The organism is Eubacterium sp. MSJ-33, from assembly GCF_022174665.1.
In the GTDB taxonomy this organism is placed as follows: domain Bacteria; phylum Bacillota; class Clostridia; order Lachnospirales; family Lachnospiraceae; genus Coprococcus_C.
In genome coordinates, this window is the sequence record NZ_CP076562.1 from 2,044,149 (window position 1) to 2,068,765 (window position 24,617).

General features: G+C 43.0%; 25 protein-coding genes and 1 riboswitch. Of the genes, 23 read left to right on the plus strand and 2 right to left on the minus strand.

Annotation, left to right across the window (positions count from 1 at the left end):
* The first annotated feature begins 4 nt into the window (after positions 1–4).
* Positions 5–1,342: an ATP-binding protein gene (locus KP625_RS09630; protein ID WP_238297546.1), complete on the plus strand. Its 1,338-nt coding sequence runs from the start codon at positions 5–7 to the stop codon at positions 1,340–1,342.
* Between the two features lie 46 nt (positions 1,343–1,388).
* Here the strand turns inward: KP625_RS09630 and KP625_RS09635 are convergent, their stop codons facing one another.
* Positions 1,389–2,231: an AraC family transcriptional regulator gene (locus tag KP625_RS09635; RefSeq protein ID WP_238297549.1), complete on the minus strand. Its 843-nt coding sequence runs from the start codon at positions 2,229–2,231 to the stop codon at positions 1,389–1,391.
* Between the two features lie 221 nt (positions 2,232–2,452).
* On the opposite strand from KP625_RS09635, the gene KP625_RS09640 reads away from it, so the two are divergent.
* The 14 genes from KP625_RS09640 to KP625_RS09705 all read left to right on the plus strand — a co-directional run bounded on the left by KP625_RS09640 (position 2,453) and on the right by KP625_RS09705 (position 16,874).
* The gene (locus KP625_RS09640; RefSeq protein ID WP_238297550.1) at positions 2,453–3,736 is read left to right on the plus strand and encodes an ABC transporter substrate-binding protein; all 1,284 of its coding nucleotides are present in this window, start codon (positions 2,453–2,455) and stop codon (positions 3,734–3,736) included.
* A gap of 53 nt (positions 3,737–3,789) precedes the next feature.
* Complete coding sequence (locus KP625_RS09645) at positions 3,790–4,647, plus strand: carbohydrate ABC transporter permease (RefSeq protein WP_370641441.1); 858 nt, start codon at positions 3,790–3,792, stop codon at positions 4,645–4,647.
* Complete coding sequence (locus KP625_RS09650) at positions 4,644–5,528, plus strand: carbohydrate ABC transporter permease (protein ID WP_238297552.1); 885 nt, start codon at positions 4,644–4,646, stop codon at positions 5,526–5,528. The genes KP625_RS09645 and KP625_RS09650 overlap by 4 nt, the downstream gene beginning before the upstream one ends.
* Before the next feature lie 15 nt (positions 5,529–5,543).
* Positions 5,544–7,721 (plus strand): alpha-galactosidase, encoded by a 2,178-nt coding sequence (locus KP625_RS09655; RefSeq protein ID WP_238297553.1) that lies wholly within the window; start codon positions 5,544–5,546, stop codon positions 7,719–7,721.
* 104 nt (positions 7,722–7,825) lie between these two features.
* Complete coding sequence (locus KP625_RS09660) at positions 7,826–8,653, plus strand: zeta toxin family protein (RefSeq protein ID WP_238297554.1); 828 nt, start codon at positions 7,826–7,828, stop codon at positions 8,651–8,653.
* Between the two features lie 24 nt (positions 8,654–8,677).
* Entirely contained in the window at positions 8,678–10,315 is a 1,638-nt protein-coding gene (gene gtfA / locus KP625_RS09665; RefSeq protein ID WP_238297555.1) for a sucrose phosphorylase, read from the plus strand.
* A gap of 27 nt (positions 10,316–10,342) precedes the next feature.
* Positions 10,343–10,483, plus strand: a complete 141-nt coding sequence (locus KP625_RS09670; protein WP_238297557.1) for a hypothetical protein — start codon at positions 10,343–10,345, stop codon at positions 10,481–10,483.
* 194 nt (positions 10,484–10,677) lie between these two features.
* Complete coding sequence (locus KP625_RS09675; RefSeq protein ID WP_238297558.1) at positions 10,678–11,328, plus strand: hypothetical protein; 651 nt, start codon at positions 10,678–10,680, stop codon at positions 11,326–11,328.
* Between the two features lie 103 nt (positions 11,329–11,431).
* The gene (iorA, locus tag KP625_RS09680) at positions 11,432–13,255 is read left to right on the plus strand and encodes an indolepyruvate ferredoxin oxidoreductase subunit alpha (RefSeq protein WP_238297560.1); all 1,824 of its coding nucleotides are present in this window, start codon (positions 11,432–11,434) and stop codon (positions 13,253–13,255) included.
* Positions 13,252–13,842, plus strand: coding sequence for an indolepyruvate oxidoreductase subunit beta (locus tag KP625_RS09685; protein WP_238297562.1), 591 nt, complete (start codon positions 13,252–13,254; stop codon positions 13,840–13,842). The genes iorA and KP625_RS09685 overlap by 4 nt, the downstream gene beginning before the upstream one ends.
* A gap of 59 nt (positions 13,843–13,901) precedes the next feature.
* A complete protein-coding gene (locus tag KP625_RS09690; RefSeq protein ID WP_238297564.1) occupies positions 13,902–15,143 on the plus strand; it encodes a phenylacetate--CoA ligase family protein in 1,242 nt (413 codons plus the stop codon).
* A gap of 131 nt (positions 15,144–15,274) precedes the next feature.
* Complete coding sequence (locus KP625_RS09695) at positions 15,275–15,565, plus strand: helix-turn-helix domain-containing protein (protein WP_021984474.1); 291 nt, start codon at positions 15,275–15,277, stop codon at positions 15,563–15,565.
* 116 nt (positions 15,566–15,681) lie between these two features.
* Positions 15,682–16,266, plus strand: coding sequence for a type III toxin-antitoxin system ToxN/AbiQ family toxin (locus KP625_RS09700; protein WP_238297567.1), 585 nt, complete (start codon positions 15,682–15,684; stop codon positions 16,264–16,266).
* 68 nt (positions 16,267–16,334) lie between these two features.
* Complete coding sequence (locus KP625_RS09705) at positions 16,335–16,874, plus strand: cysteine hydrolase family protein (protein ID WP_238297569.1); 540 nt, start codon at positions 16,335–16,337, stop codon at positions 16,872–16,874.
* Positions 16,875–16,911: 37 nt separating this feature from the next.
* Here KP625_RS09705 and KP625_RS09710 read toward each other — a convergent pair whose 3' ends face one another.
* Positions 16,912–17,712 (minus strand): MerR family transcriptional regulator, encoded by an 801-nt coding sequence (locus tag KP625_RS09710; protein ID WP_238297571.1) that lies wholly within the window; start codon positions 17,710–17,712, stop codon positions 16,912–16,914.
* Between the two features lie 429 nt (positions 17,713–18,141).
* Positions 18,142–18,217, plus strand: a riboswitch (cyclic di-GMP riboswitch).
* Between the two features lie 91 nt (positions 18,218–18,308).
* Here KP625_RS09710 and KP625_RS09715 point away from each other — a divergent pair.
* From KP625_RS09715 to KP625_RS09750, 8 genes are all read left to right on the plus strand, one after another.
* The gene (locus tag KP625_RS09715; RefSeq protein WP_238297573.1) at positions 18,309–20,054 is read left to right on the plus strand and encodes a hybrid sensor histidine kinase/response regulator; all 1,746 of its coding nucleotides are present in this window, start codon (positions 18,309–18,311) and stop codon (positions 20,052–20,054) included.
* A gap of 180 nt (positions 20,055–20,234) precedes the next feature.
* Positions 20,235–21,011 carry a carboxymuconolactone decarboxylase family protein gene (locus tag KP625_RS09720; protein WP_238297575.1) on the plus strand — a complete coding sequence of 259 codons (777 nt, stop codon included), beginning with the start codon at positions 20,235–20,237 and terminating at the stop codon, positions 21,009–21,011.
* 3 nt (positions 21,012–21,014) lie between these two features.
* Positions 21,015–22,253 (plus strand): 23S rRNA (uracil(1939)-C(5))-methyltransferase RlmD, encoded by a 1,239-nt coding sequence (rlmD, locus tag KP625_RS09725; protein ID WP_238297577.1) that lies wholly within the window; start codon positions 21,015–21,017, stop codon positions 22,251–22,253.
* A 232-nt stretch (positions 22,254–22,485) separates the two neighbouring features.
* Entirely contained in the window at positions 22,486–22,926 is a 441-nt protein-coding gene (locus KP625_RS09730; RefSeq protein ID WP_238297578.1) for a hypothetical protein, read from the plus strand.
* Positions 22,927–23,127: 201 nt separating this feature from the next.
* Positions 23,128–23,433, plus strand: a complete 306-nt coding sequence (locus tag KP625_RS09735; RefSeq protein WP_238297579.1) for a helix-turn-helix domain-containing protein — start codon at positions 23,128–23,130, stop codon at positions 23,431–23,433.
* A 57-nt stretch (positions 23,434–23,490) separates the two neighbouring features.
* On the plus strand, positions 23,491–23,727 hold the full coding sequence (locus KP625_RS09740) for a hypothetical protein (protein WP_238297580.1): 237 nt from the start codon (positions 23,491–23,493) through the stop codon (positions 23,725–23,727).
* Positions 23,691–23,951 (plus strand): RhuM family protein, encoded by a 261-nt coding sequence (gene rhuM, locus KP625_RS09745; RefSeq protein ID WP_370641352.1) that lies wholly within the window; start codon positions 23,691–23,693, stop codon positions 23,949–23,951. The genes KP625_RS09740 and rhuM overlap by 37 nt, the downstream gene beginning before the upstream one ends.
* A 178-nt stretch (positions 23,952–24,129) precedes the next feature.
* On the plus strand, positions 24,130–24,600 hold the full coding sequence (locus tag KP625_RS09750; protein ID WP_238297581.1) for a hypothetical protein: 471 nt from the start codon (positions 24,130–24,132) through the stop codon (positions 24,598–24,600).
* The last annotated feature ends 17 nt before the right edge of the window (positions 24,601–24,617 follow it).

A 24,617-nucleotide genomic window follows, 5' to 3' on the forward strand; every position in this document is an offset into this window, starting at 1 on the left:
CTGTATGGAAATGGATATGCAGTCTGCGTATGGCATGGTAGTGAAAACAAAAAAAATTTCTGCAATCTGTGGCTCGATTGTCGGATTGGTGTTGATGATGATCTGTTTGAGCACCTATTTTATATACCAGAAAAGTAAGGAAGAAGAACGGAAGCAAAAGCAATTATTGTTGGAGGCTGCGGAAAAAGCAGATGCTGCCAGCCAGGCAAAATCTACATTTTTACTTAACATGAGCCATGATATCCGAACGCCAATGAATGCCATCATTGGATTTACCAATATTGCATTGCACCAGAATGTTGTTGCAGATATTCATGGAAGTCTGGAAAAGGTACGGGAAAGCTCAAATCATCTGCTTTCATTGTTGAATGATGTTCTTGATCTCAGTCGTATTGAGAGCGGAAAAGCAGTGTTTTCTCCTGAACCGGTGGATATTACCGGACTGACAGATAATGTTCTGGCAATCATGAAAGGTATTCTTTATAACAGAGATTTGAAGTTTGAAGTATACCGTGATAGACCAAAGAATCCCTATGTTCTTGCAGATGCTGCACGTATTCGGGAAGTTCTGACGAATCTTCTCAGTAATGCTGTGAAATTCACAAAGGATGGTGGAATGATAACCCTGGATATCAGCAGTCATCCGGGAGAGGATGACAAGCATATGATAGTCCGTTATATTGTGAAAGATAACGGTATTGGGATGAGTGAAGGGTTTCAGAAAAAACTATTTAAACCATTTTCGCAAGAAGATGATAGCGGTGCCAGAACACAATATAAAGGTACCGGACTTGGAATGGCCATTACAAAGGAATATGTTCACATGATGGGTGGCAAAATTGACGTTGAAAGCAAAAAGGGTATTGGAACCACTTTCATAGTGGAGATTCCGCTGGAGTTGACAGAGCAGGATATTCATCAAAAGCAAGAAGAACCAGTGTATCGTGATTTGACAGGGGTCAATGTTCTTATGGCAGAGGATAATGATCTGAATGCTGAGCTTGCTACGGTGATGCTGGAGGATGCAGGCATGGTTGTGACACGGGCATCCGATGGAAAGGAAGCGGTCGAACGATTCAAAAATCATCCGCGAGGCACTTACGATATTATTTTGATGGATATTATGATGCCGAACATGGACGGACATCAGGCTGCGAAAACGATCCGGGCCATGGAGAAGGAACGACCGGACGCAAGTTCGATTCCGATTATTGCCTTGTCCGCAAATGCGTTTGCGGAGGATGTCAAGGCTTCCGTGGATTCTGGTATGAATGGACATATTTCAAAACCATTTGACATGGAAGAAGTAACCGCTACCATTGCAAAATACGTCAAACCTTAGAACAATGATAAAACGGTTATGCGGACTTGCGGAGTTTCATGCTATTTTAGTGATTCTGATCCCGCCAGTTTTTGGGGGAGACACCATATATATTTTTAAAAGCTCTTGAGAAATGCAGTTGGTTTGGATAGCCGACTGCATTTCCTATATCTGCAATTGATAGTTTCGTCATTTTCAGCAGCTCTGTTGCTTTGGACATCCGATAGTTTATCAGGAATTCCTGTGGCGTTTTGCCAATGGAGTCATGAAATATCTTTCCCAGATAGCTGCGGTTGATGCCGCAACAGGCAGCTATATCTTCGATAGAGATGTCATAAGGAAAATTCTGTTCTACGAAGTTTATTGCCTCTTTTATATAGTAATCGCTCATTTTACCGGTTTTTATCATCCGGGTAGAGGAGGTGGAACGGATGAGTGCATCCAGAAAAAGGTAGGAATGACCGATCAGGTGAAAAGGCGGTTCATCTGGGTGCTTGGCAATATAGAGCATTTCGTTCATCATGATTTCCCGGTATTCCTTTGCGGTGGCATGATAGATAGGCTGGTCTTTTGAAAAACCGGCAATGTCCAGTGCTTCTTTTACCCGTAATCCATCAAATTCCAGCCAGGCATATTCCCAAGGGTTAGTCTTATCTGCGATATAGGTGCTGATCTGTCCCGGATACAGAAGAAAGCCCTGTCCGCTTTTGATCGAATAATTTCTAGTCTCTCCTTTTTGATCCTGAGCCATTAAAAGTCCAGTTCCGGAGATGACATAATGAAACAGATAGTGGGTTCTGGCAGCCGGTCCGAACTGATGAGCCGGTGTACAGCGTTCCCATCCGTACTGATATAGTCCAAGATCTATAAATTTCTCATTTGGAAATATAGAAAAAAGGTATTCATGCATAAAAAACCTCCTATAATTAAAACAAATACACGATATAAACTCTACTGTTTTCTACTATATACCAAAATGCTAGATAAATGCAACAGTGGGACAAAAATAATGCATTTTGGTATAAAAATAGCGATATTACGATATTTTAACAAGCATTATGATATGTTAAAATGGAAATAACTTAAAAAAGCATATTATAAAAGAAGGTAAAAGAAGGGAGAGATGCATTTATGCTAAAATGGAAAAAACCATTATTTGTACTTACGATGATGACTGGTTTCTGCTTACTGACGGGGTGTGGCAAGAATAACAAAGACGGAAAAACAGTGATCGAACTGGTACAGTACAAGCCGGAAGCAACCTCTTATTTTGAAGAAGTTGAGGAACGGTTTAATGCCAGTCATGATGATGTTGAATTGAAGATCAGTTCTCCGAACGATGCAATGACAGTGTTGAAGACCAGATTTGTTCGTGAAGATAACCCGGATATCATTGGTATTGGCGGTGACATCAATTATTCGAATTTTATTGATGCCGATATGTTGATGGATATTTCTGATTTTGATGGACTGGCAGATATTAAGGAAAATTATCTCACGATCTGTGAGAACCTGAAATTTATTCCAACAGAAGGAACATACAGTGTTCCATATGTGGCAAATGCTGCAGGTATCCTGTACAACCGGGATATGTTTGAGGAGCATGGATGGGAAATCCCGGAAACATGGGATGAGCTTCTTGCATTATGCGATGAGATTGAAGCAGAAGGAATTCTTCCGTTTTATATGGGTTACAAGGATACATGGACCTGTCTTTCTCCATGGAACAGTGCAGTAGCTTCATTGACATCCCCGACCGTATGTAAGGATGTTAATAAGGGAGAAACTACATTTTCCGATCAGTATGTTCAGGTTGCGGAAGAAATGAAAACCCTGCTTCAGTATGGGGAAGCCAATCCGGTTGCATATTCTTATAATGATGCTTGTACAGCATTTGCAAAAGGTGAGTCGGCAATGTATATGATCGGAAGCTACGCTGTACCGCAGATTCAGTCAGTAAATCCGGATATCAATATTGATTCATTTGTATTCCCGGCTTCTAACAATAAGGAAGACATGGTTTTGACATCCGGTGTCGATCTTCAGTTCTGCGTGATGGAAGACTGTCCGAATAAGGAAGCAGCCTATGAAGTCCTCCGTTTCCTGTTAGAAGATGAAAACGTACAGGACTATATCGACAATCAGAATGCAGTACCTTGTAAGAAAGGTGATTTCAAGCTTGCATCTATGTTAGACGGTATGCGGGAATATCTGGACAACGGAATCGTGACAGATTATCAGGATCATTTTTATCCATCTGAGATGGCGGTAGATGCAATGATTCAGACTTATCTGTTAGATGGAGATACAGAAGCGTTTTTGAAGAAATTTGATACGGAATGGAAACGGTACAATCGTGACCTGATCGCAAAGGTTCGCAAATATGAGCAGGAGCATTCCGGAGAGGAGGAATAGAAATGGATACAAAAAAGACAGAAGATATGAAGTTTGTTAAAAAGAAAAAGAAAATGTCCGGAAAATCCAGAACATTTATGTTGATCACAATTCCTATCGTAGCATTATTCTTTACATTCAATACGTTGCCTTTGATTCAGGGTGCGATTTACAGTTTTACCAATTTCCGTGGGTATGGCAGCTATGAGTGGGTTGGCTTTCGGAATTATATTGATCTTTTTCATGATGCCAGAGTTGGTTCATCCTATCTGTTTACATTTAAGCTGGCTATAGTAACAACGATCATCGTAAATGTTGTCAGCCTGATTCTTGCGATGGCATTAAACAGCAAGATTCGCTTTAAGAGCGGTCTTCGTGGACTGTATTTCCTGCCAAATATCTTAGGCGGTCTGGTTGTTGGTTATATTTTTAACTATTTCTTTACTTATATTCTGCCACAGATCGCAATCATGCTCGGTTTTGAGGGAAACAGTATGCTTGCAAGTTCTAAAATGGCCTGGCTCGCAATCGCAGTAGTATGTGCATGGCAGTCGATCGCGATGAATACAATCATTTATATATCCGGTCTTCAGACGGTTCCGGAAGATGTATACGAAGCAGGATCTTTAGATGGTGCAACCGGATTTGCAAAATTCCGTTATCTGACATTCCCACTGATCCTTCCGTTTTTTACAATTAATGTAGTTCTTTGTATGAAGAACTTCCTGATGGTATTTGACCAGATCATGTCGTTGACAAAGGGTGGTCCTGCGCAGAGCACAGAATCTATTTCCTACCTCATCTACAACAATGGTATGAGCGGCGGACAGTTTGGATTCCAGAGTGCAAATGCAGTCGTGTTCTTTATTGTAATCGTAGTGATATCTGTGTTACAGATGCATTTCCTGGGTAAGAAGGAGGAACAGTTATGAAAAAATCGCAGAGACAGATCAGAAAAGAATATAAAGAAAAGGGGATTAAGACAGGAAAAGAACGATATAATATCGGGGTTACGATTCTGTTAATCCTTGGCCTTGTAACCATCCTGTTCCCATTATATATGACGGTTATGATCGCATTTAAGCAGCCGTCTGAGATGACAAATGATATCCATGGAATCTTATCTTTTCCACAGCACTGGAGCCTGAGTAATTTTAAGGAAGCTATGGAGGTGACAGATTTCTGGCATTCTCTTGGTAACAGTTTATTTATCACACTGACAACGATTGCATTATCGATCGTAATACATTCCCTGATCGGTTATGTACTTGGACGAAGCAAGAAAAAGAATCGGATCTATAATGGAATTTATCTTTATCTTGTCAGTGGTATGTTCGTACCATTCGCTATTTTGATGATGCCGCTTGTAAAACAGACAGCAAAAATGGGACTGGCAAATATGGTTGGCGTGGTGTTACTTTATACAGTATTTTATCTTCCGATGAACACCATGTTATATGCAGGATATCTGAATAATCTTCCGCTTGAACTGGAAGAGGCAGCCTATGTTGACGGAACCACGACATGGACGACTTACTGGAAGATTATCTTCCCGAATATGAAACCAATGCATGCAACGGTTGCAATCCTTACAGCCCTTGGTACATGGAATGACGTTATGACACCGCTTGTAATTATGTCCGGTGATCAGAATACACTTCCGCTTGCGCAGTTGAATTTCCAGACTCAGTTTGGAACAAATTACAATCTGGCCTTTGCATCTTATCTGTTAGCGCTGCTTCCGATACTGATCTTCTATATTATTTGCCAGAAACAGATCATAGCAGGTGTGGCAAACGGAGCAGTAAAATAAAAGGAGACCTAATTTATGGCTATTATATATAACAAAGAGAAAAGAATATTTTCACTCCATACGGAGCATACCACTTACCAGATGATGGCCGATGCACATGATTATTTGCTCCATCTGTATTACGGAAAGCGCCTGGATTCGGAAATGGATTATATACTGACGTACTACGATCGCGGTTTTTCGGGAAATCCATATGATCTTGGAAATGACCGTACGTATTCCCTGGATGCACTTCCTCAGGAATTCCCTGTTCTTGGAACCGGTGATTACAGAACAACGGCAGGAAAGATCCGTGAAGCAAATGGCTGTATGGCACTTGATCTCCGCTATACAGGCTATCAGCTTCAGGACGGTAAGTATGATCTCCCGGGACTTCCGGCAGCACATGCGGAAGCTGCACAGACTCTGTGCATATATCTGAAGGATGAAAGAGTCGGCGTAGAAGTGACATTATTATATGGCGTGTTACCTGATTGCGATGTAATAACCAGAAGTGTAAAAGTTACAAATGTCGGAAGAAATGAAATTTATCTGGAGAAGCTTTCCAGCGCATGTCTTGATCTTCTGTATGGAGATTATGATGTATTGACATTTTATGGACGGCATGCAATGGAACGGAATATGCAGCGAACACCGGTATCACATGGCAGACAGGTGATCGGAAGTAATCGCGGTACGTCCGGCCATCAGTATAATCCATATATGATTCTTGCGGAACACGGCACAACAGAGACCGCCGGAGCCTGTTATGGTGTATCACTGGTGTACAGTGGAAGCTTTGAGGGAAGCGTAGAATTAGATCAGTTTGACCAGATCCGTCTGGTTATGGGTCTTCAGGAGGATTTCTTTTCCTATCAATTAAAGCCGGAGCAGACATTTTATGCTCCGGAAGCAGTTCTGTCATATTCCGCGTATGGTATAGAACAGCTATCCAATCAGATGCATCATTTGGTGAGAGAGCATATCTGCCGCGGAAAATATAAAGATCAGATCCGTCCGGTTCTTGTAAATAGCTGGGAAGCCTGTTATTTTGATTTTAATGGTGAAGCAATCGTTAATCTTGCGGAGCAGGCTGCAGCACTCGGGGTGGAGCTTCTGGTCATGGATGATGGCTGGTTTGGCACAAGAGATGATGATAATTCATCCCTTGGTGACTGGATTGTAAATGAAGATAAGCTGGGCTGTTCTCTTGCGGAGCTGACAAAACGTGTTCATGACAAAGGTGTTCAGTTTGGCATCTGGATAGAGCCGGAGATGGTTTCAGAAAACAGTGATCTTTACAGAAAACATCCGGAGTGGGCAATTCAGGTTCCAGGTAAACATCCGGTACATGGCAGAAATCAGCTTGTACTTGATTTTGCAAATCCGGAGGTGGTGGATCATATCTATGGACAGATTGCAGCTGTCCTTAGGCAGGGCGATATCAATTATGTGAAATGGGATATGAACCGGAGCTTATGTGATATATATTCCGACAGCATGGTATGGCAGGGAAATGTAATGTATGACTATATGCTTGGTGTATATGACCTGCTGGAACGACTGACGCAGGCATTTCCGGATATGTTATGGGAAGGCTGCTCCGGCGGTGGCGGAAGGTTTGATATGGGTATGCTGTATTATACACCACAGATATGGTGCAGTGATAACACAGATGCAGTTGATCGTATCCGTATCCAGTATGGTACATCATTTGCTTATCCTTTATCCACGATGGGAGCCCATGTATCTGCGGTGCCGAATCATCAGACCGGCAGAGTGACGGATATGAATACCAGAGGTGTGGTTGCCATGACAGGTGCATTCGGATATGAACTGGATCTCGGAAAGTTATCTGAGGAAGATAAGACGGCAGTCCGGGAACAGATCAAAACCTATCATGAAGCAGCACCGGTTATTTTAAAAGGGGATTATTACAGATTAAGTAATCCGTTTGAGGCGGAATATGGAGCATGGATGTCTGTCGATGAAGGGAAAAAACATGCAGTTGTAGGTGCTGTTTTATTAAATACACATGGTAATTATCCTGTATTTTATATTCGATTGAGAGGGCTTGCGCCGGAACGTTCCTATCGGGATAAGAAAACAGGTGTTGTTTATTCAGGAGCTGCTTTGATGGAACTTGGTATGCCGATTACGATAGTGTCCGGTAATTATCCAAGCTATCAGATCCTGCTTGATGCAGTAGAATAAGAATAAATAAGACTCCCCGGTTTCTGTTTGCAGAGATCGGGGAGTTTGGCAAAAACAATAGAGTAAAAGATATATAAGATGATCAGAAATGAGGTGACGGACAGATGGATACGAAAGAAATTACAGTATCAGATCTGGCACGGGAGCAGATCAGAAACGCAGAACGATTATTTCCGTTGATTCTTGAAAAAACAGAAGAAAGAAAAGAGAAAAAAACAATCATATCGGTATCCGGAGGTTCTGGTGTTGGTAAGACCGGAATGGCTTTCTTACTTCAAAATATGTTTGAAAAACAGGGAAAGAAATCACTTATTATAAGCGGGGACAATTATCCACATCGGATTCCTGTGTATAATGATGCAGAACGAATTGCGAGATTTCGTATGTCCGGATTAAATGGACTTATAACCGAAAAGCTATATACAGACGAAGTAAAAGAAAAACTATTAGAGCTTCAAAAAGCCGGAAGGGATGCAGAAGAACAGGAGGACATGCAGTGGTTATCCATATATCAGAAGTATGGAGACAAGGCTCTTACAGACTACCTGGGTACGGATCAGGAACTCGATTATGAAGCTGTGTCGAATCTTCTCATGCAGTTTCATGGAGGAACCTCACAACTGCTGCTACGTCATATGGGAAGAACCCCGGATGATATCTGGTATGATCGCCGGGATGTATCAGATACAGATATTCTGATCCTTGAATGGACACATGGAAACAGTGCATACCTGCAGGGGGTGGATGTATCTGTTGTATTGATCAGTACGCCGGAAGAAACACTTGAAAACCGAAAAAAGAGGAATCGTGACACTGCCATTGACAGTCCCTTTGTAGCCAGAGTATTAAGAATTGAGCAGAAAAAGATTAATGATGGGCTGGATCGGGCAGATATCATTCAGGATATGCATGGCAGGATTTATACGGAATAGTAAGTGAACAGGAGGCTATAGAATATGAGGAAAACAGAGATAGAAGAAAAAAATATGACAGATATAAATAAAATTGAAAATGGTCCAATGCTGAATCTGTATCCGGACAGTCTTGGCGGAGATCTGGAAGCTGTTGCGGATTTATTTGAAAGACATGGATTTGCAGACGCATTTTCCTCAATATATATACTACCGAGTATTTACCATTCTGATCTGGATCGTGGTTTTTCTGTAATCGACTATGATCTTGAGGAAACATTTCACTCTGAAAAGGCACTATTACGGTTGGGCAGACAGAATATTGATCTGAAGCTGGATTTTGTTTTAAACCATGCGTCTGTACAGTCACCACAGTTTCAGGATCTGTTGGAGAATGGCAGTCAATCGGAATATCGTGACTTTTTTATTGACTGGAATGCATTCTGGGAAAACTGTGGAGAAATGACAGAAGACGGTTATATACAACCGGAACAGAAGTATCTGGATCCGATGTTTTTCCGCAAACCGGGATTACCTCTGTTGATGGTTGAAATGGCAGATGGCAGTCGGATTCCATACTGGAATACGTTTTATCAGGAGATTCGGGATACAGATGATTATCATACCAGATATTTAGGACAAATGGATCTCAATATTAAATCAGAAAAGGTTTGGGACTTTTATCGTGAAACTATAAAAAAACTGGCAGGTTACGGAGCAAAGATAATACGCCTGGATGCATTTGCATATGCCCCAAAAGCACCGGGACGTGCCAATTTCTTAAATGAACCGGAGACATGGGAATTTCTGGAACAGATCCATAAGCTCGCAAAACCATATGGAATCCGTCTTCTTCCGGAGATCCATGCCGGATATAAAGAGAAAAAGTATGAGCTGATAGCACAAAAGGGATATCTGACGTATGACTTTTTCCTTCCGGGATTGATTCTGGATGCTCTTTACAGAGGCGATGGCACTTATCTGGAGCAATGGGCAAAGGAACAGATAAAAGAGAATATTCATACTGTGAATATGCTTGGCTGCCATGATGGAATACCGGTACTGGATCTTGCCGGATTGTTGCCGGACGACAGGATTGAAGATTTGATCCGGCTGCTTGTGGATCGTGGTGGTTTTGTAAAGGATCTTCATGGTAATAAAAAGATGTATTATCAGGTAAATACGACATATTATAATGCACTTGGCGAAAATGAGCAGGCACTGTTATTAGCCAGAGCATTACAGATATTTATGCCCGGAAAACCACAGGTCTGGTATCTGGATCTGTTTGCCGGATCTAATGATTATGAGGCAGTCAAGCGTGCAGGTGCAGGTGGACATAAAGAGATCAACCGGACGAATTTTTCACAAAAAGATATAGAGTCAGGCCTTGAAAAGGAGGTCGTAAAAAAGCAGCTTGAAATGTTAAAATTCCGGAAAGAATTTCCGGCATTTGGATTTGATGCGGAAATGGAAATCCGTACAAAGCCTGCAGCGCAGATTTCTGCTCAGGCAGAAAATGCTTTGCATTTTGCAGAAATACCGGATGATCAGATGTATAACCGCATTTATATCACCTGGAAAAAGGACGGTTATCTTGCCCGCCTGTCTGCAGACCTAAAAGCCCATACCTATCGGATTCAAGCTCTTGATCCATCCGGCAACCTGATCTGGCAGATGTAATGTGTAAATCCCCTTAGGTAGATTGGAATGAACGGTGCGTATCCGGTAAATATCCATGAAGTCACATATACATTCAGCAGCCGGTCAAATGTTGATCGCAGGCAGAGGACTGTGCCGGGCCAGAATAAGCGGAAAACAAGCGTTCCTAAGATGGTGAAGATTAATTAGGATTGACGAATAAAAGGATGTATGATAAGTTAAATATGTATTAATAAATTGACAAGCAGGAAAGGCACCCTGCGCTCCTGTTATGAGGAACCTGAGATGATGGATACGCCGCCCATCCGATTTTATAAATACATTTTTGAGATTAAGCGCAGTTTGAATAGGAACTGCGCTTTTTTATAAGATGAAGGAGAAAAATGAAAAGTACAGGGAAATTTAAGGCAATTATTTTTATCATTTTGTTATCTGTATTATTGACAGCCTGTGAATCTACTGCGAATGTGAATACAGAAACGGCATCCGTGAGTGACGCTGAGGCTGCACATTTATTAGGAATTATCTCGCTGGAAAACGTTCAAGTGAAGATCGAGAAAGATGGCGCAATTACGAGTGATTATGTGAAGGTTACGGGAAACGCATTTGCGGATTACAGTCAGATCTATGGAGATACGAGACTGGAGTATGCGAAGACCGAAGAAGTGAATGGCACAGAATATACGCATACCGTACGCCATGGACTTACCGTTCAGACGGTGGGAGAGGCGATGGAGGTGAATCGTGTATCCGCGGAAGAAAGCAATGTGAGGGTTGCTGCAGAAGGAGAATTCAAAAATGATGCAGGGGTTTCAGTGACATATCAGGTGATTGATTTTTGTGCATGGAATGCAGGAATCTATTATTTTATCCCAGTGACAGATACGATTACCTATACATTGGCTTTTTTTACGACTGCAACCGACGGAAAAACTGCGCTTTCTCAGGATAAACAGGATATTACGGCGGAAGATTTGAAACGGTATAACCAATATTTGGATCATGGATATTATGAAATCTGTGTGGATGAGTGACGGTACGAAAAGCAGGATTGCCGGAAACGAAGAATGAAAAGTAGCTGGTTTGCGCATAGTCTGCTATAATAATACATACTTGAAAGAGGAAGGGAGAAGTTACATGCAGGAATATGTAATGGGAAATGGAGCGATCGCGCTCGGCGCATTGGCAGCAGGTGTCAATCTTGTGTCCGGATATCCGGGAACTCCATCTTCCGAAATTGTGGAAACAATATCCAAATACCCACACGATGGGGTGCATTTGGAATGGTCAGTCAATGAGAAAGCAGCGATGGAGGTTGCTGCGAGTGCGGCATATGGCGGCGCGCGGACGATGGTGACGATGAAGCAGGTGGGTTTGAATGTGGCAGCCGATCCGCTGATGTCGCTCGCGTACGTGGGAGTCAAAGGAGGCATGGTTGTTGTATCGGCGGACGATCCGGGACCGATTTCTTCCCAGACCGAGCAGGATACGAGACGGTTTGCAGACTTCGCGCGGATTCCGGTGTTTGATCCATCTTCACCGGAAGAGGCATATGAGATGATACAGGATGCATTTGCGTATTCGGAGAAATATAAGACACCGGTTCTGTTCCGTCCGACGACACGTGTCTGCCATGCGTATGCGTCGATTGAGAATCCGGTCAACAATGGACCAAAAGCATATGATGGCTTCGTGAAGGATTCAAAGAAATGGGTCATCTTCCCGCGGTTATCATACATGAATCATGCGATGATCGAGCAGCGGAATGTTGAAATCGGAAAAGATCTTTCTACATATAAATGGAATCGTGTGGAAGGCGGAAATTCCAAGAAGGCAGTGATTACATCAGGAATCAGTTATGCCTATGCGAAGGAATATCTGAAAGACCACACCGATATCAAGCTCATCAAGCTTGCAACTGCATACCCGTTGCCGGAGGAGTTTCTGTTACAGGCACTTGAGGGCGTGGAGGAACTGCTCTGTGTGGAGGAGCTTAGCCCATATATTGAAGAACAGATTCTGAAGCTTGTCGGGAAGCATGCGCTTGCCATCAAGGTGTCAGGAAAATTAGACGGAAAGGTGCCGGCAAGTGGCGAGAACAGTTCGAATCTGGTTGCAGATATTTTGAGCGGGTTCCTTGGGACAGAGAAGCTCGCGCGTGGGTATGATGGCAGCGATGCACCAGCCCTTCCGATGCGTCCGCCGGTACTTTGCGCAGGTTGTCCGCATCGTGCATCGTTCTATGCAGTGAAGCAGGCGATGAAGGAAAAGAAAGCGTATTTCTGTGGTGATATCGGATGTTATACACTCGGAAATGCGATGCCGCTTGATATGGTTGACACATGTCTCTGCATGGGTGCCGGAATCACGATGGCGCAGGGCTTCCACTGGATTGACGGGGAAGGCACATGCTTTGGATTCGTGGGCGATTCGACATTTTTCGCATCGGGTATGACGGGTGTCGTAAATGCGGTGTACAATAACGCAGATATGATTCTCTGCGTGCTGGATAATTCGACAACGGCGATGACCGGTCATCAGCCGCATCCGGGAATCGGACGGAATATGATGGGACAGTTTGTGGATAAGGTAGACATCGCGAAGGTGTTAGAGGGCATCGGCGTGCATAAGATTATAACCGTCGATCCGTTGGACCTTGCTGCATCGGTGGCTGCCGTGCAGGAATGCGATAAGCTTCCGGGCGTGAAAGCAATCATCTTCAAATCGCCGTGTATTGCGATTTCCAAGCCAGACGGCAAATGCCGGATCTCGGAGCAGTGTATCAACTGTAAGAAATGTATTCGTGAAATCGGCTGTCCGGCACTTATTACCGTAGATGGAAATGTGACGATCGATGAAAACTTATGTACCGGCTGTGGCTTGTGCAGCCAGATCTGCCCGGTTCATGCCATTGATGGCGGGAAACAGGAATCATCAGCAAAAGGAGGTGCCACATCATGAAGAAAGATATATTGATCTGTGGTGTCGGCGGGCAGGGAACCGTGCTGGCATCCAAAATTATTGCGGCATCTGCGATGGATGAAGGTTCGGCAGTCCATTCGGCAGAAACGATCGGTATGGCACAGCGGGGTGGTTCGGTAACGAGTCATGTGCGTATCGGGGAGGCATATGCACCGCTGATCCCACAGGGGGCGGCAGATATGATTCTCGCATTTGAGCCGGCGGAGGCTGTGCGGAACTTAGGGTATCTGAAAAAGGATGGAATCGTGATCGTGAATCGTGTACCGGTAAAACCGGTGACAGAATCTTTGCAGGATACTGGGTACGACGGTACAGAGATGATTGCGTATCTGGAGAAGAAATGCAGCTGTATCGTAATCGATGCAGAGAAAATCTGTGCACCGTTTGGCTCGTCAAGATATTTCAACATTGCTATCTTGGGCGTGGCAGTTGGAAGCGGACGGCTTGGAATCAGCAAGGAAACCGTGCTCGCAGAGCTTGAAAGACGCGTGCCGTCAAAATACGTAGAGACAAACAAAGCGGCATTTTACGCAGGAGTTGAAGTGGGAAGTGGAAAAACGTTGTGATAGAGGAATAACGTATAATCAGTCGATAATATAAATCGTATTTGGAGGAGGAACCAGTTATGAAATTAACAGAGTTACAGTTGTCACAGGTAGACGCACAGATTAAGCGTCTGATCCGGACAGACAGTTATTATGGAAGAATTTATAAAGAAGCAGGAATCGCAGGAGTTTCAAGTCAGGAGGAGTTTGAGCAGCTTCCGTTCTCCAGCAAGGCGGATCTTCGAAATGCTTATCCGCTTGGAATCCAGGCGGTACCGGATGAGGAGGTGGTACGAATCCATTCTTCGTCAGGTACGACAGGTAAGCCGGTCATCATTCCTTATACAGCAAAGGATGTGGATGACTGGGCGATTATGTTTGCACGCTGCTATGAAACAGCAGGCATCACAAACAAAGATCATATTCAGATTACGGCCGGCTATGGTCTGTGGACGGCGGGAATCGGATTCCAGGCAGGCTGTGAGAAGCTTGGCGCAATGGCAATTCCGATGGGACCGGGTAATACAGATAAGCAGATTCAGATGATGATGGATCTGAAATCGACCGTTCTTACTGCGACATCTTCGTATGCATTGCTTCTGGCGGAGGAAATCAATAAAAGAGGAATCCGCGATCAGCTGTATCTGAAGAAAGGCATTTTTGGTTCCGAGCGCTGGAGTGAGAAGATGCGTGAATACATTAAAAGGGAGCTTGGAGTTTCTCTTTATGATATCTATGGTCTGACGGAGATTTACGGACCGGGCATCGGAATCAGCTGTGATGAAGATGCGGGTATGCATTACTGGGATGATTATGTATATATTGAGATTGTTGACCCGAAGACTCTTCAGCCGGTACCGGACGGAGAAGAAGGAGAGATTGTTATAACAACACTTGTCAAGGAAGGCGCACCGCTTCTGCGATTCCGGACACATGATATCTCCAGAATTATTCCGGGTGAATGTGCATGTGGTAACAAATATCCACGTCTTGATATAATTAAGGGACGTAGTGATGATATGTTCAAGGTACATGGTGTCAATATGTTCCCAAGTCAGGTAGAAGAAATCCTCGGCATGGTGGATGGTGTATCGAGCGAGTACAACATTAACATCGCGCACGATGAGGCACACAACCGAGACATCATCATGGTGACGGTCGAGGCGGAAGGCCGTGTGGACTTCGCGCAGACAGGTCAGACGATCAAGAATCTGTTCAAGTCGAAGATGAGTGTTACACCGAAGATCAATGTTGTGCCGGTTGGAACATTGCCGCGAACAGAGAAGAAGGCGAAGCGTGTGATCGATCACCGTGAGGTGTAGGAAAATATATTGATTGAAAGAAGAGGACAAAGGATTTCTGTTCTCTTCTTTTTTGTGCCAAAAACATATTGACACTCTTCGATAATCATGACATAATAGAGTCAAAATATAAATGGCACACGAGGCAGGATATGATTCAAACATTAGAAGAGGCATTAAAAAAAATCAATGAGTTAGAGCAAAAAAATAAACAATTAGAAGCAGAATTAGAAAAATATAAAAATCGTGCATACGCGGGTCGGAAGAAACACGATAGCGCATGGATGCAGTCTTATAATGCGTTTGTAGTACAGTATGAAAAGGGAAAGACAATTATGGAGATTGTAGAGCAAGGTGATATCAGCAGAAGAACTGCATACCGATATAAAGCATATTACGAGAAATTAAAAGAGAAAGGAATGGCGGTTGACAAACAAGATTAACTTGTTATAATCATAGTCAGATGGAGGGTCCTGCCGATCAGTGGACTTATGAAACAGAGTATCTCCGTTACGACGGGTACTGAAAAGGCTATGTTTATGCATAGCCTTTATTTTTTATGGATAATGAATGGAATTTATATAAAGTGAATATGAAATATATTCGGAATCTAAAAAATGTGGAGCAAAAGGCTACAGGTAGAACAAATACGATTTTATCAGTATCGACTCAGACGCACAAACAAGGCAGACCATTTTTAGGAATTTTGGTATTGGTGAATGAAAGGAAATATTGCATTCCGTTAAGCTCTGTTGAGGAAAAAGAAAAATATAAAAGCATGTCGGAGAATATAACTTGTAGAAAAATCAGAGATGATGATGGGAATGTGATAGGAATTCTGAATATAAATAATATGATACCTGTGAGGGATGAATATCTTACACCATTTGAACTGGAGGAACTGCCAACAGATACTCAAATTCAGCTTTCATATAAACGTAAATGTAGACAGGAATTAAAGTGGTGTCGTCTGCACGGGAATGAAATTCTTCGTTTGGCACAAGAACTGCATAGAATTATTTGCAGTGAAGAGCAATTTGCAAAGAGACATATTTGTCCGGATTTTCTATTATTGGAAAAAGAATGTGACAGGCAACGAGTTGTATCGAAGCGTGATGAAAAAAAGAGGAATAGAAAAAGATAGTTGGTTAATACCTGTAAATATAGTAAGATATTATTTGGATTGATAGCAGAGGAAAAGGAGGTCCACAGATGCGAAACATTTTAATTGTAGTAGATATGCAGAAAGACTTTGTAACAGGTGCACTTGCGTCAGCGGAAGCACAGGCGATTCTGCCGAAAGTAAAGGAAAAAATCGAGGCGTATGATCGTGCTGGTAAGGAGATTATTTTCACGCGGGATACACATGGAGAAGATTATATGCAGACGAACGAGGGAAAACATCTGCCGGTTCCGCATTGTATCAAGGGGACGGATGGATGGCAGATCTGTGCAGAGCTTACCGATGGAATCACTTCGGAATATAAGACCGTTGACAAGCCGACATTTGGATTCTTAGGCTGGAAGGATGTCATTGCGAGTGAGACTGCGGATGGTTCGGATCTGGATATTGAAATGATTGGAGTCTGTACGGACATCTGTGTCGTGTCGAATGCCCTTATACTGAAAGCCTTGTATCCGGAAGCAGCGGTGCGCGTGGATGCAGGCTGTTGTGCAGGTGTGACACCGGAAGCACATGCGGCAGCACTTGTGACAATGCGCGCCTGCCAGGTGGATGTAACCGATAAATAAGGGACAAGAGATGGATAGTGGGGAGAAATGGAATTATTTACAAACATCCCCCACTATTCTCTGAGAAGGGCAGGGCAACCTGCGTGATGTAGTCTTCTGTATGGTCTCCGCGGTTTGGAGGCCCTTCGAGATAGATACAGCGGAATCCGCCGGTTGCCTGAATTTTATTTTCCTGTACATATGCCTGCAGGGCGTCAATCGCGGTATTGATTCCTTCGTAAGCGCCACGATAGTAGATGCACAAGGCAGACATTTCCGCAAACTCCATCCGCTCTTCTCCCGCAAAATCTTCCGAGACAGGGATGCAGCATAGCAGATCGAGTTCCTTGCAGGAGGAACCTGCACGTACAGTAAACATGCGGCTTCCCATGGACATTTTTCCTGTTCTTGCTGCGGCTATATAGGTATCCCGCAGTTTGATGGCGGCGTCCTTGGCATCGGTACACTGGTATCTGCGGCAGAAACACACCTGCCTAGGCAGACGGACACGGTGCACGCTTAAGTCTCCCGGTTTTGCCGCGCGCAGTTGAAGCAGATGGATGTTGCGGTCCAAGGTTGCTCGCAGATCCATGAGGCGGTCAAGATAGCGGTCAAGGTTTTCTGTATCATAGTAATATTCTCTGATTTCCGTCAGCGAAAGTCCCAGTGTCTGCAACGAGCGGATGGCACGAATCTGCGTCATATTATCCGCAGTATAATAGCGGTAGCCGCTTGCTTCATCCTTGACTGCAGGTGTCAGCAGTCCTATCTCTTCATAGACAAGGATTGTCTTCCGTGTCACTCCCAAGATCTTGGCAATCTCGCCGATTTTAAATAGATGCTCACTTTGTTTTCTCATAGAAATCCTCCTGATAAAATCGGTATTTTTTTCTCTGATGATGCGAATCTCTGTCTAAATATAATCCAAATAATCAATCCCATACAATCAAGTCTTTTCTGTAGATAACGCGAATTATTCGCGATTCCTGCCTGGAAAAATCAAATTTCCCATTGACTTGTCCCTTAGGGGACGATTTAAAATTATCATAACAGAATGTTTATAGGTTTACAAGAGGAGGAAAACCCTCAGAAGAAGAATAATTCCTAGTTTGGATGGCAGGCCTGCAGATCGGTGATCTGTGGGCCTGCCGGATATAAGAAATATATAACGCAATTACAGATAGATGATTACCGGATGTTTAAAGATTCATAAAAATGGATGTAAGATTCTAGTAATATTCTACAATTGTAATTAATAATAGTATGTGTTACTATTTCGATAATGTAAGTAAATATTTGGCAAAACAATCGAAAGATTGCGACGCAAAGCTATAGGGCCTGTAAGATGGCAGCCAGTTGCACGGACGTATAACGTAACGTTTATTTCAGAAGCATTGTATTGCCATATAAGGGTAGGTATAATGCTTCTTTTTATTTGATAAGGGTAGAATGTACATGGACAAAAGAGATGATTATAAGCAGACAATAATGAATATGGAGATGGTGCTTGCAAAGCTTCTGACACTGGATCATTCGATGTCAGAGCAGCAGTTGGATATGCAGATTCCGCAGTTACTTGAGCAGATTGGAGAATATACGCAGTCCGATCGTGTGTATATTTTCGACTGTGTATCTCTGGATCACCGGAGCTATCGGAACACGTTTGAGTGGTGCAAAGAGGGCGTGTATTCCCTGCAGGAACGGATGCAGAAGCTCTCTGCGCAGACGATACCGTGCTGGCAAAAACAATTTGAACAGGGAGACAGTGTACTGATTGCCAACATAGATGATGTGCAAAATGAAATGCCATTTGAGTATGAATTGCTGCAGATGAGAGGTGTTCATACAGCAATTGTAGTGCCGGTCATGTCACAGAATCGTCTGAATGGTTTTATGGGTCTTGATAATCCGGGAACAGAGTTCGGACCGCTGGCATCAAAGTTGTTACAGGATGCAGGAACACATATCAGTTATATTCGTGAACATCATAGAACTATGCAGAAAGAGCGCGGGCAGATGAAGCTTTTGGCACAGGCATTTGAGGAGGCACAGAAAGCGCATGTTGCGAAATCGGAGTTTTTATCCCGTATGTCGCATGATATCCGTATGCCTTTAAATGATATCATAGGGATGATGGATATAAGTGAGCGCAGCTATGAAGATATAGAACTCATGAGAGTAACTCGTGTGAAGACAACGACGGAAACGAATTATTTGATGAAACTGCTTGGCGATGCGCTGGAGATGTGTAAGCTGCAGGACGGCTCAGCTGTGCTGGTGCAGGAAGAATTTTATATGGCAGATGTCATTGCAGAGATGATAGCATTTGCACAATCGCGTGGAGAAGGAAAGAAGATAACGGTCGTTTCGGATGTCGCAGAAAATATCAGATATTCCCGCGTGTATGGAAGTCCGATGCATGTGCGCCAAATGTTGGAAAAAATACTTACAAATGCGATTCAGTATAATCATTATGAGGGCATGGTAAAGTTCAAAGCCCGCATAGCGATGGAAAATGTGGCCCGTGTTGTGTATGAATTTACAATTGAAGACAATGGAGTTGGGATGGAGGCAGAGTTTATTGACCATATCTTTGAACCGTTTGTCCAGGAAGCGATGGATGTGCGCAGCAGTTATCAGGGAACCGGACTTGGCATGACGATTACGAAGAGTATTCTTGACCTTATGGATGGGCGTGTCCGTGTGGAAAGCAGGAAAAATGTCGGAAGCACATTTACTGTCACGATTCCTTTCGAGAAGGTTATACGCGATGGGTTCGAAGGAAATATGCCGAAGGGGACGGTGCAGCCGAATATAACAAATATGCGGATTCTACTTGCGGAAGATAATGACATAAACCGGGATGTTGTGAAGTTCATTCTGGAAGATGCAGGTGCGAAGGTGCACGCAGTGTCAGATGGATATCAGGCAGTGGAGGCATATCTTAATGCACCGGAGAATACCTATGATGTGATATTGATGGATGTCATGATGCCGAATATCGATGGATTGGAAGCTACGCGGATTATCCGTGGGCAGAAACGTGCAGATGCGCGCACGATAGGGATTGTGGCACTTAGTGTGAATGTATTTGCAGAAGACGTGCATCGAACCAGAGCTGCGGGAATGAATGAGCAGCTTACGAAGCCATTAAATACGGAGAAGATGCTGCGGACGATTGCGCGGTATCGCAGGTGTTGAATAAAAAGGACAGAGTATTGCTTTTTCGTTTGAGAAAGCAATACTTTTTTTGTGTGTGAAATGTGATATAATCATTATAGTTGGAGGTGCCTGTACATACAGGCATAATACGAGAACTTCATGGAGCCAACAGGCACCGTGGAATAATGAGAGACAGGTTTTTGGGAAGGAGTTGTTACTATGAATTTATATGAGACAGATGCGGAATTTATGGAGCGTTTTGAGCGGTTTGCATTTACGGAGATTGTAAACGAGAACGGAATGAAGCTGGATGACGAGACCCGGTATATGTCAATTCTCGCATCCCTGATCGGATGTCAGGGCGTGGATGCGTATAAGGTAATTGTGGCGAAGGCACTGGATAGTGGTTTGTCACCGATGGTAATTAAGGAGATTGTGTATCAGTCTGTGGATTATCTTGGTATGGGAAGAGTCTGGCCGTTTCTGGTTGCGACGAATGTTGTTATGGAGGCAAAGGGAATCGAGCTTCCGCTTCTCGATTCGACAAGAGCCAAGCAGGGGCGTCTGGGCATGACGAAGCAGGAACGGTTGGAGAAGTCTGTGTCTGATGCAGCAGAGACTGACGGTGCAGGCGGGAAAGCTGTTGATGAGGAAAAGCTTGCGGAACAAGCGGGCATCTTCGAGGAGCATATGAAGGAAGTCTGGAAGGACAGCCACATCAACAAATGGCTGAAGGAAAATTATTTCGGGGACGATTATCCGGGAAGCCGTCTGCCGTTTGCAAAACGGGAACTGGTAACGTTCTGCTTTTTATTCTCACAGGGTGGCTGTGACATGCAGGTGGTCGCACATGCAAAGGGCAACATGAAAATCGGAAATGACAAGGAATTGCTGATGCGTGTGATCTCGCAGAGCCTGCCATACATTGGTTATCCGAGATGTTTAAATGCAGTGAATTGTGTCAATGAAGCCGAACGACAGATGAAGCAGGAGTAAGTGATGACAAAGCAGGGAAGAAGATACAAGCAAAGCGGAGAACAATCCAAGAAGAATATACATGTAAGTGAAAATCAGTGTGCAGGGAAGAAATCCGTCTGTCCCATCTCGAAGAAATGCGGCGGATGCCAGTATATTGACAAGTCTTATGCGGAGCAATTAAAGATCAAGACCGATCAGGTGAAGAATCTGCTTGCTCCGTATGGTTCCGTGGATGAAATTATCGGCATGAAAGAACCGTATCATTACAGGAACAAGGTCAATGCGGCATTCCAGCATAAGCGGAATGGCGAGATTCTGGCGGGTGTATATGAAGAAGGAACGCACCGGGTATTGTCAGTGGACGATTGCAAGATCGAGAATCGTCTGGCACAGGAGATTGTAGAGACGATCCGCGGGTTACTGCGTTCATTTAAGATTACCGTCTACAATGAAGATAGTGGGTATGGATTGCTGCGCCATGTGATGATCCGGACCGGACATGCGACCGGAGAAGTTATGGTTGTGCTTGTGACGGCGTCGCCGATCTTCCCATCGAAGAAGAATTTTGCGAAGGCACTTGTCAAGGCGCATCCGCAGATCACGACGATCGTGCAGAATATCAATGACAAGGATACGAGCATGGTGCTTGGCGAGCGAAATCAGGTGTTGTACGGCAGAGGATTTATCGAGGATAAGCTGTGTGGGAAGACCTTCAAGATCTCGCCGACAAGTTTCTATCAGGTGAATCCGGTGCAGACTGAGCTCCTGTATAACAAGGCGATGGAATATGCAAACCTTACCGGCGAAGAGGTTGTTGTGGACGCGTACTGTGGAACCGGTACGATCGGAATCGTGGCAAGTGACCATGCGAAGCAGGTGATCGGTGTTGAACTGAACAAGGCAGCCGCGAAGGATGCCATCACGAACGTGAAGCGTAACGATTGTAAGAATGTCCGGATCTATGATGGCGATGCCGGGAAATTCATGGTCGGTATGGCAGAAACCGGAACCAATGTGGATGTTGTATTCTTAGATCCACCGCGCAGTGGCAGCACACCGGAGTTCTTTGATTCCGTCTGTAAGCTGGCACCGAAGCGGATCGTGTATATCTCCTGCGGACCGGAGAGTCTGGCACGGGATCTGAAATACCTGAAGAGTAAGCGGTTTTACCAGGTGGAGAAGATTGCGCTTGTGGATTTATTTCCGTGGACGGAACATTGTGAGGCGGTGTGCCTGCTAAGCCGAAAAGCCGCTAACTAAGCGGTTTGCAGGGCAATTACTGCATAGATGTGACTGCGTTTTAACTTGGTTAAAATGTGTAATTGATATTGATTTTTATAGAGGGGTGCAAAAATTTGCTGAGACTTTTGACGTGCGCCGGGATTGTATCGGCAAAAAATGGTTGTCCGCGAATAGTTGCACCCCTAAATAGAGATAAAATCTAATTAAATGAAATAAACAATTGAATTCTTATGCCGTTGGAGGTGAAAATATGAGTTACGAGATAAAACCTGGCTTATCTATTGGACAAATTCAATTAGGAATGGACAGGAATAAGGTAAATGAGCTTATAACAGAACTTGAAGAATGGAAAGATACTCCGTATGGATATAAAAAAGAAGTTATTTATGATTGTAATGATGATTTTCAGATTATGTATGATGATGATTTAAGAGTATCCTTTATTTTATGTACATCACCTGAACTGTTGACTATGCTAGGTAAATGTCTTAATTCAGAACTGTTCTACGAGGATATATTGGAAATGATTAAGGCTCAGGATCCTAGTATTGAAGAGGATGAAGAGGGTTTCATCAGTAATGAATTAGGATTTGGACTTAACTTTGATTATGATGATGACGAGCAAATATTTATTACATGTGTTCAGGTTGCTGTTAAAGATTTCTGGGCAAATGAGCCATGTGAGGAATAAATGTAATTTGTTATCTTTTAGTGCAATGCTATAAGCCCTAACCTCGTAAGCTACGTTTACTATGTCGCTAGACTGAAATAGTTCTTTAGCTCGATTGTTAAATAGTTCCATGATACAATATCCGAAAATGCGGAAATGTAAAAGGGATATTGAACTATGAACATATATGAAAGAATCTTTGATAGACTCGAAGAACTACATATGAGTCAGATTGAATTATCGCGTAGAACCGGCATTGCTACCAGTACGATAAGTGATTGGCGAAAGAAAAAGATTAATCCGCAGGCAGATAAGTTAGTTGCCATATGCAAGGCACTAGATATGCCGCTTGTGGATTTACTTTGTGATGAAGATGATAAAAAGAATAAAGTATTGACTTCGGAATGCGTGACAGATGATGGATTAATGATTGAAACTATAATGAATGCTTCTGATGATATTAAAAGAAGAGTAATCGCTTATTATTACCTAATTTGCGACAAAGATAATAGTGATAAGCAAGGATGAAGCTATATTGATAGAAGATTTATAGATTCTGATTTTCTAGTTAGAGGTTATATTATAATGGTAGTGAAGTATAAAGGGCAAAAATTAAGATATGTAAAAGATTTTCATGGTAAAGAGGTTTTGTGGATTCTCAATCCTGAACAGATTGAAATGCCGGGAATGATATTTGTTGGTGGTTATTCAAACGAGTATTGCATTTTTATGGATACATTGAGTGATGATGAACAAAAGGAAATACGAAAACAGTTGAACAGCAGATGTCAGAATTATTCCAAACTTCTCGAACAAATGTAGTAGAACATATTAAGCATATTTATGAGGAGGGTGAATTAGACGAAATTTCAACCTGTCGGAATTTCCGACAGGTTCGAAAAGAAGGAAATCGTGAGGTGACAAGGCAGATTCCTCATTATAATCTTGATATGATTATCTCTCTTGGATACCGAATTAAATCAGTGATTGCAACAAGATTCAGGCAGTGGGCGACACAGAGATTAAAAGAATACATGCAAACATAGGAAGCTTGTTGATGGATACCGCTGTACATATAAAAGACAGTGGAATGAAGACAGGATAAATGCGGCAGTAGAGGAGATAATTCGTAAATTTGTAAAGAATCCGAAGTTTGAGGAAGAAATCAGAAAGCAGATAGGTGGCAGTATTGATACATCAGAGCTTGACAGAGAATATGATGGTTTGAAAGACAGATTGAGCCAGACAACAGGGGCAAAGAACAAGCTTGCAGACCAGATGGATCATTTATCTGTATCCGATAAGAATTATGACAAAAAATATAATGACATGCAGGAACGTTTGGACAAGCTATATGATGAAATTACGGATATTGAGAATGCCATGGAAGAAGTCACGACAAGGCTTTATAATATAAAGCAGGACAAAATCTCAGAAGATAATGTGTATCAGTTCCTTTTATTTTTTGACAAGCTGTATGATAAATTTACAGATTTGGAAAAGAAGACATTTTTAAAGAGCTTTCTGTCAGATGTATTTATTTATGAGGAAGAACAAAAGGACGGCAGAATATTAAGAGGTCTTCGATTTAAATTTCCGATATATCTGAATGGCAGAAATGTGCTTGGAGTGGATTGGGACAACGAAAGTACAGACGAGGCAGTGTGCCTGCTAAGTAGAGAAAGAAGTTCGTAGTTGGGGGAATAGAATTA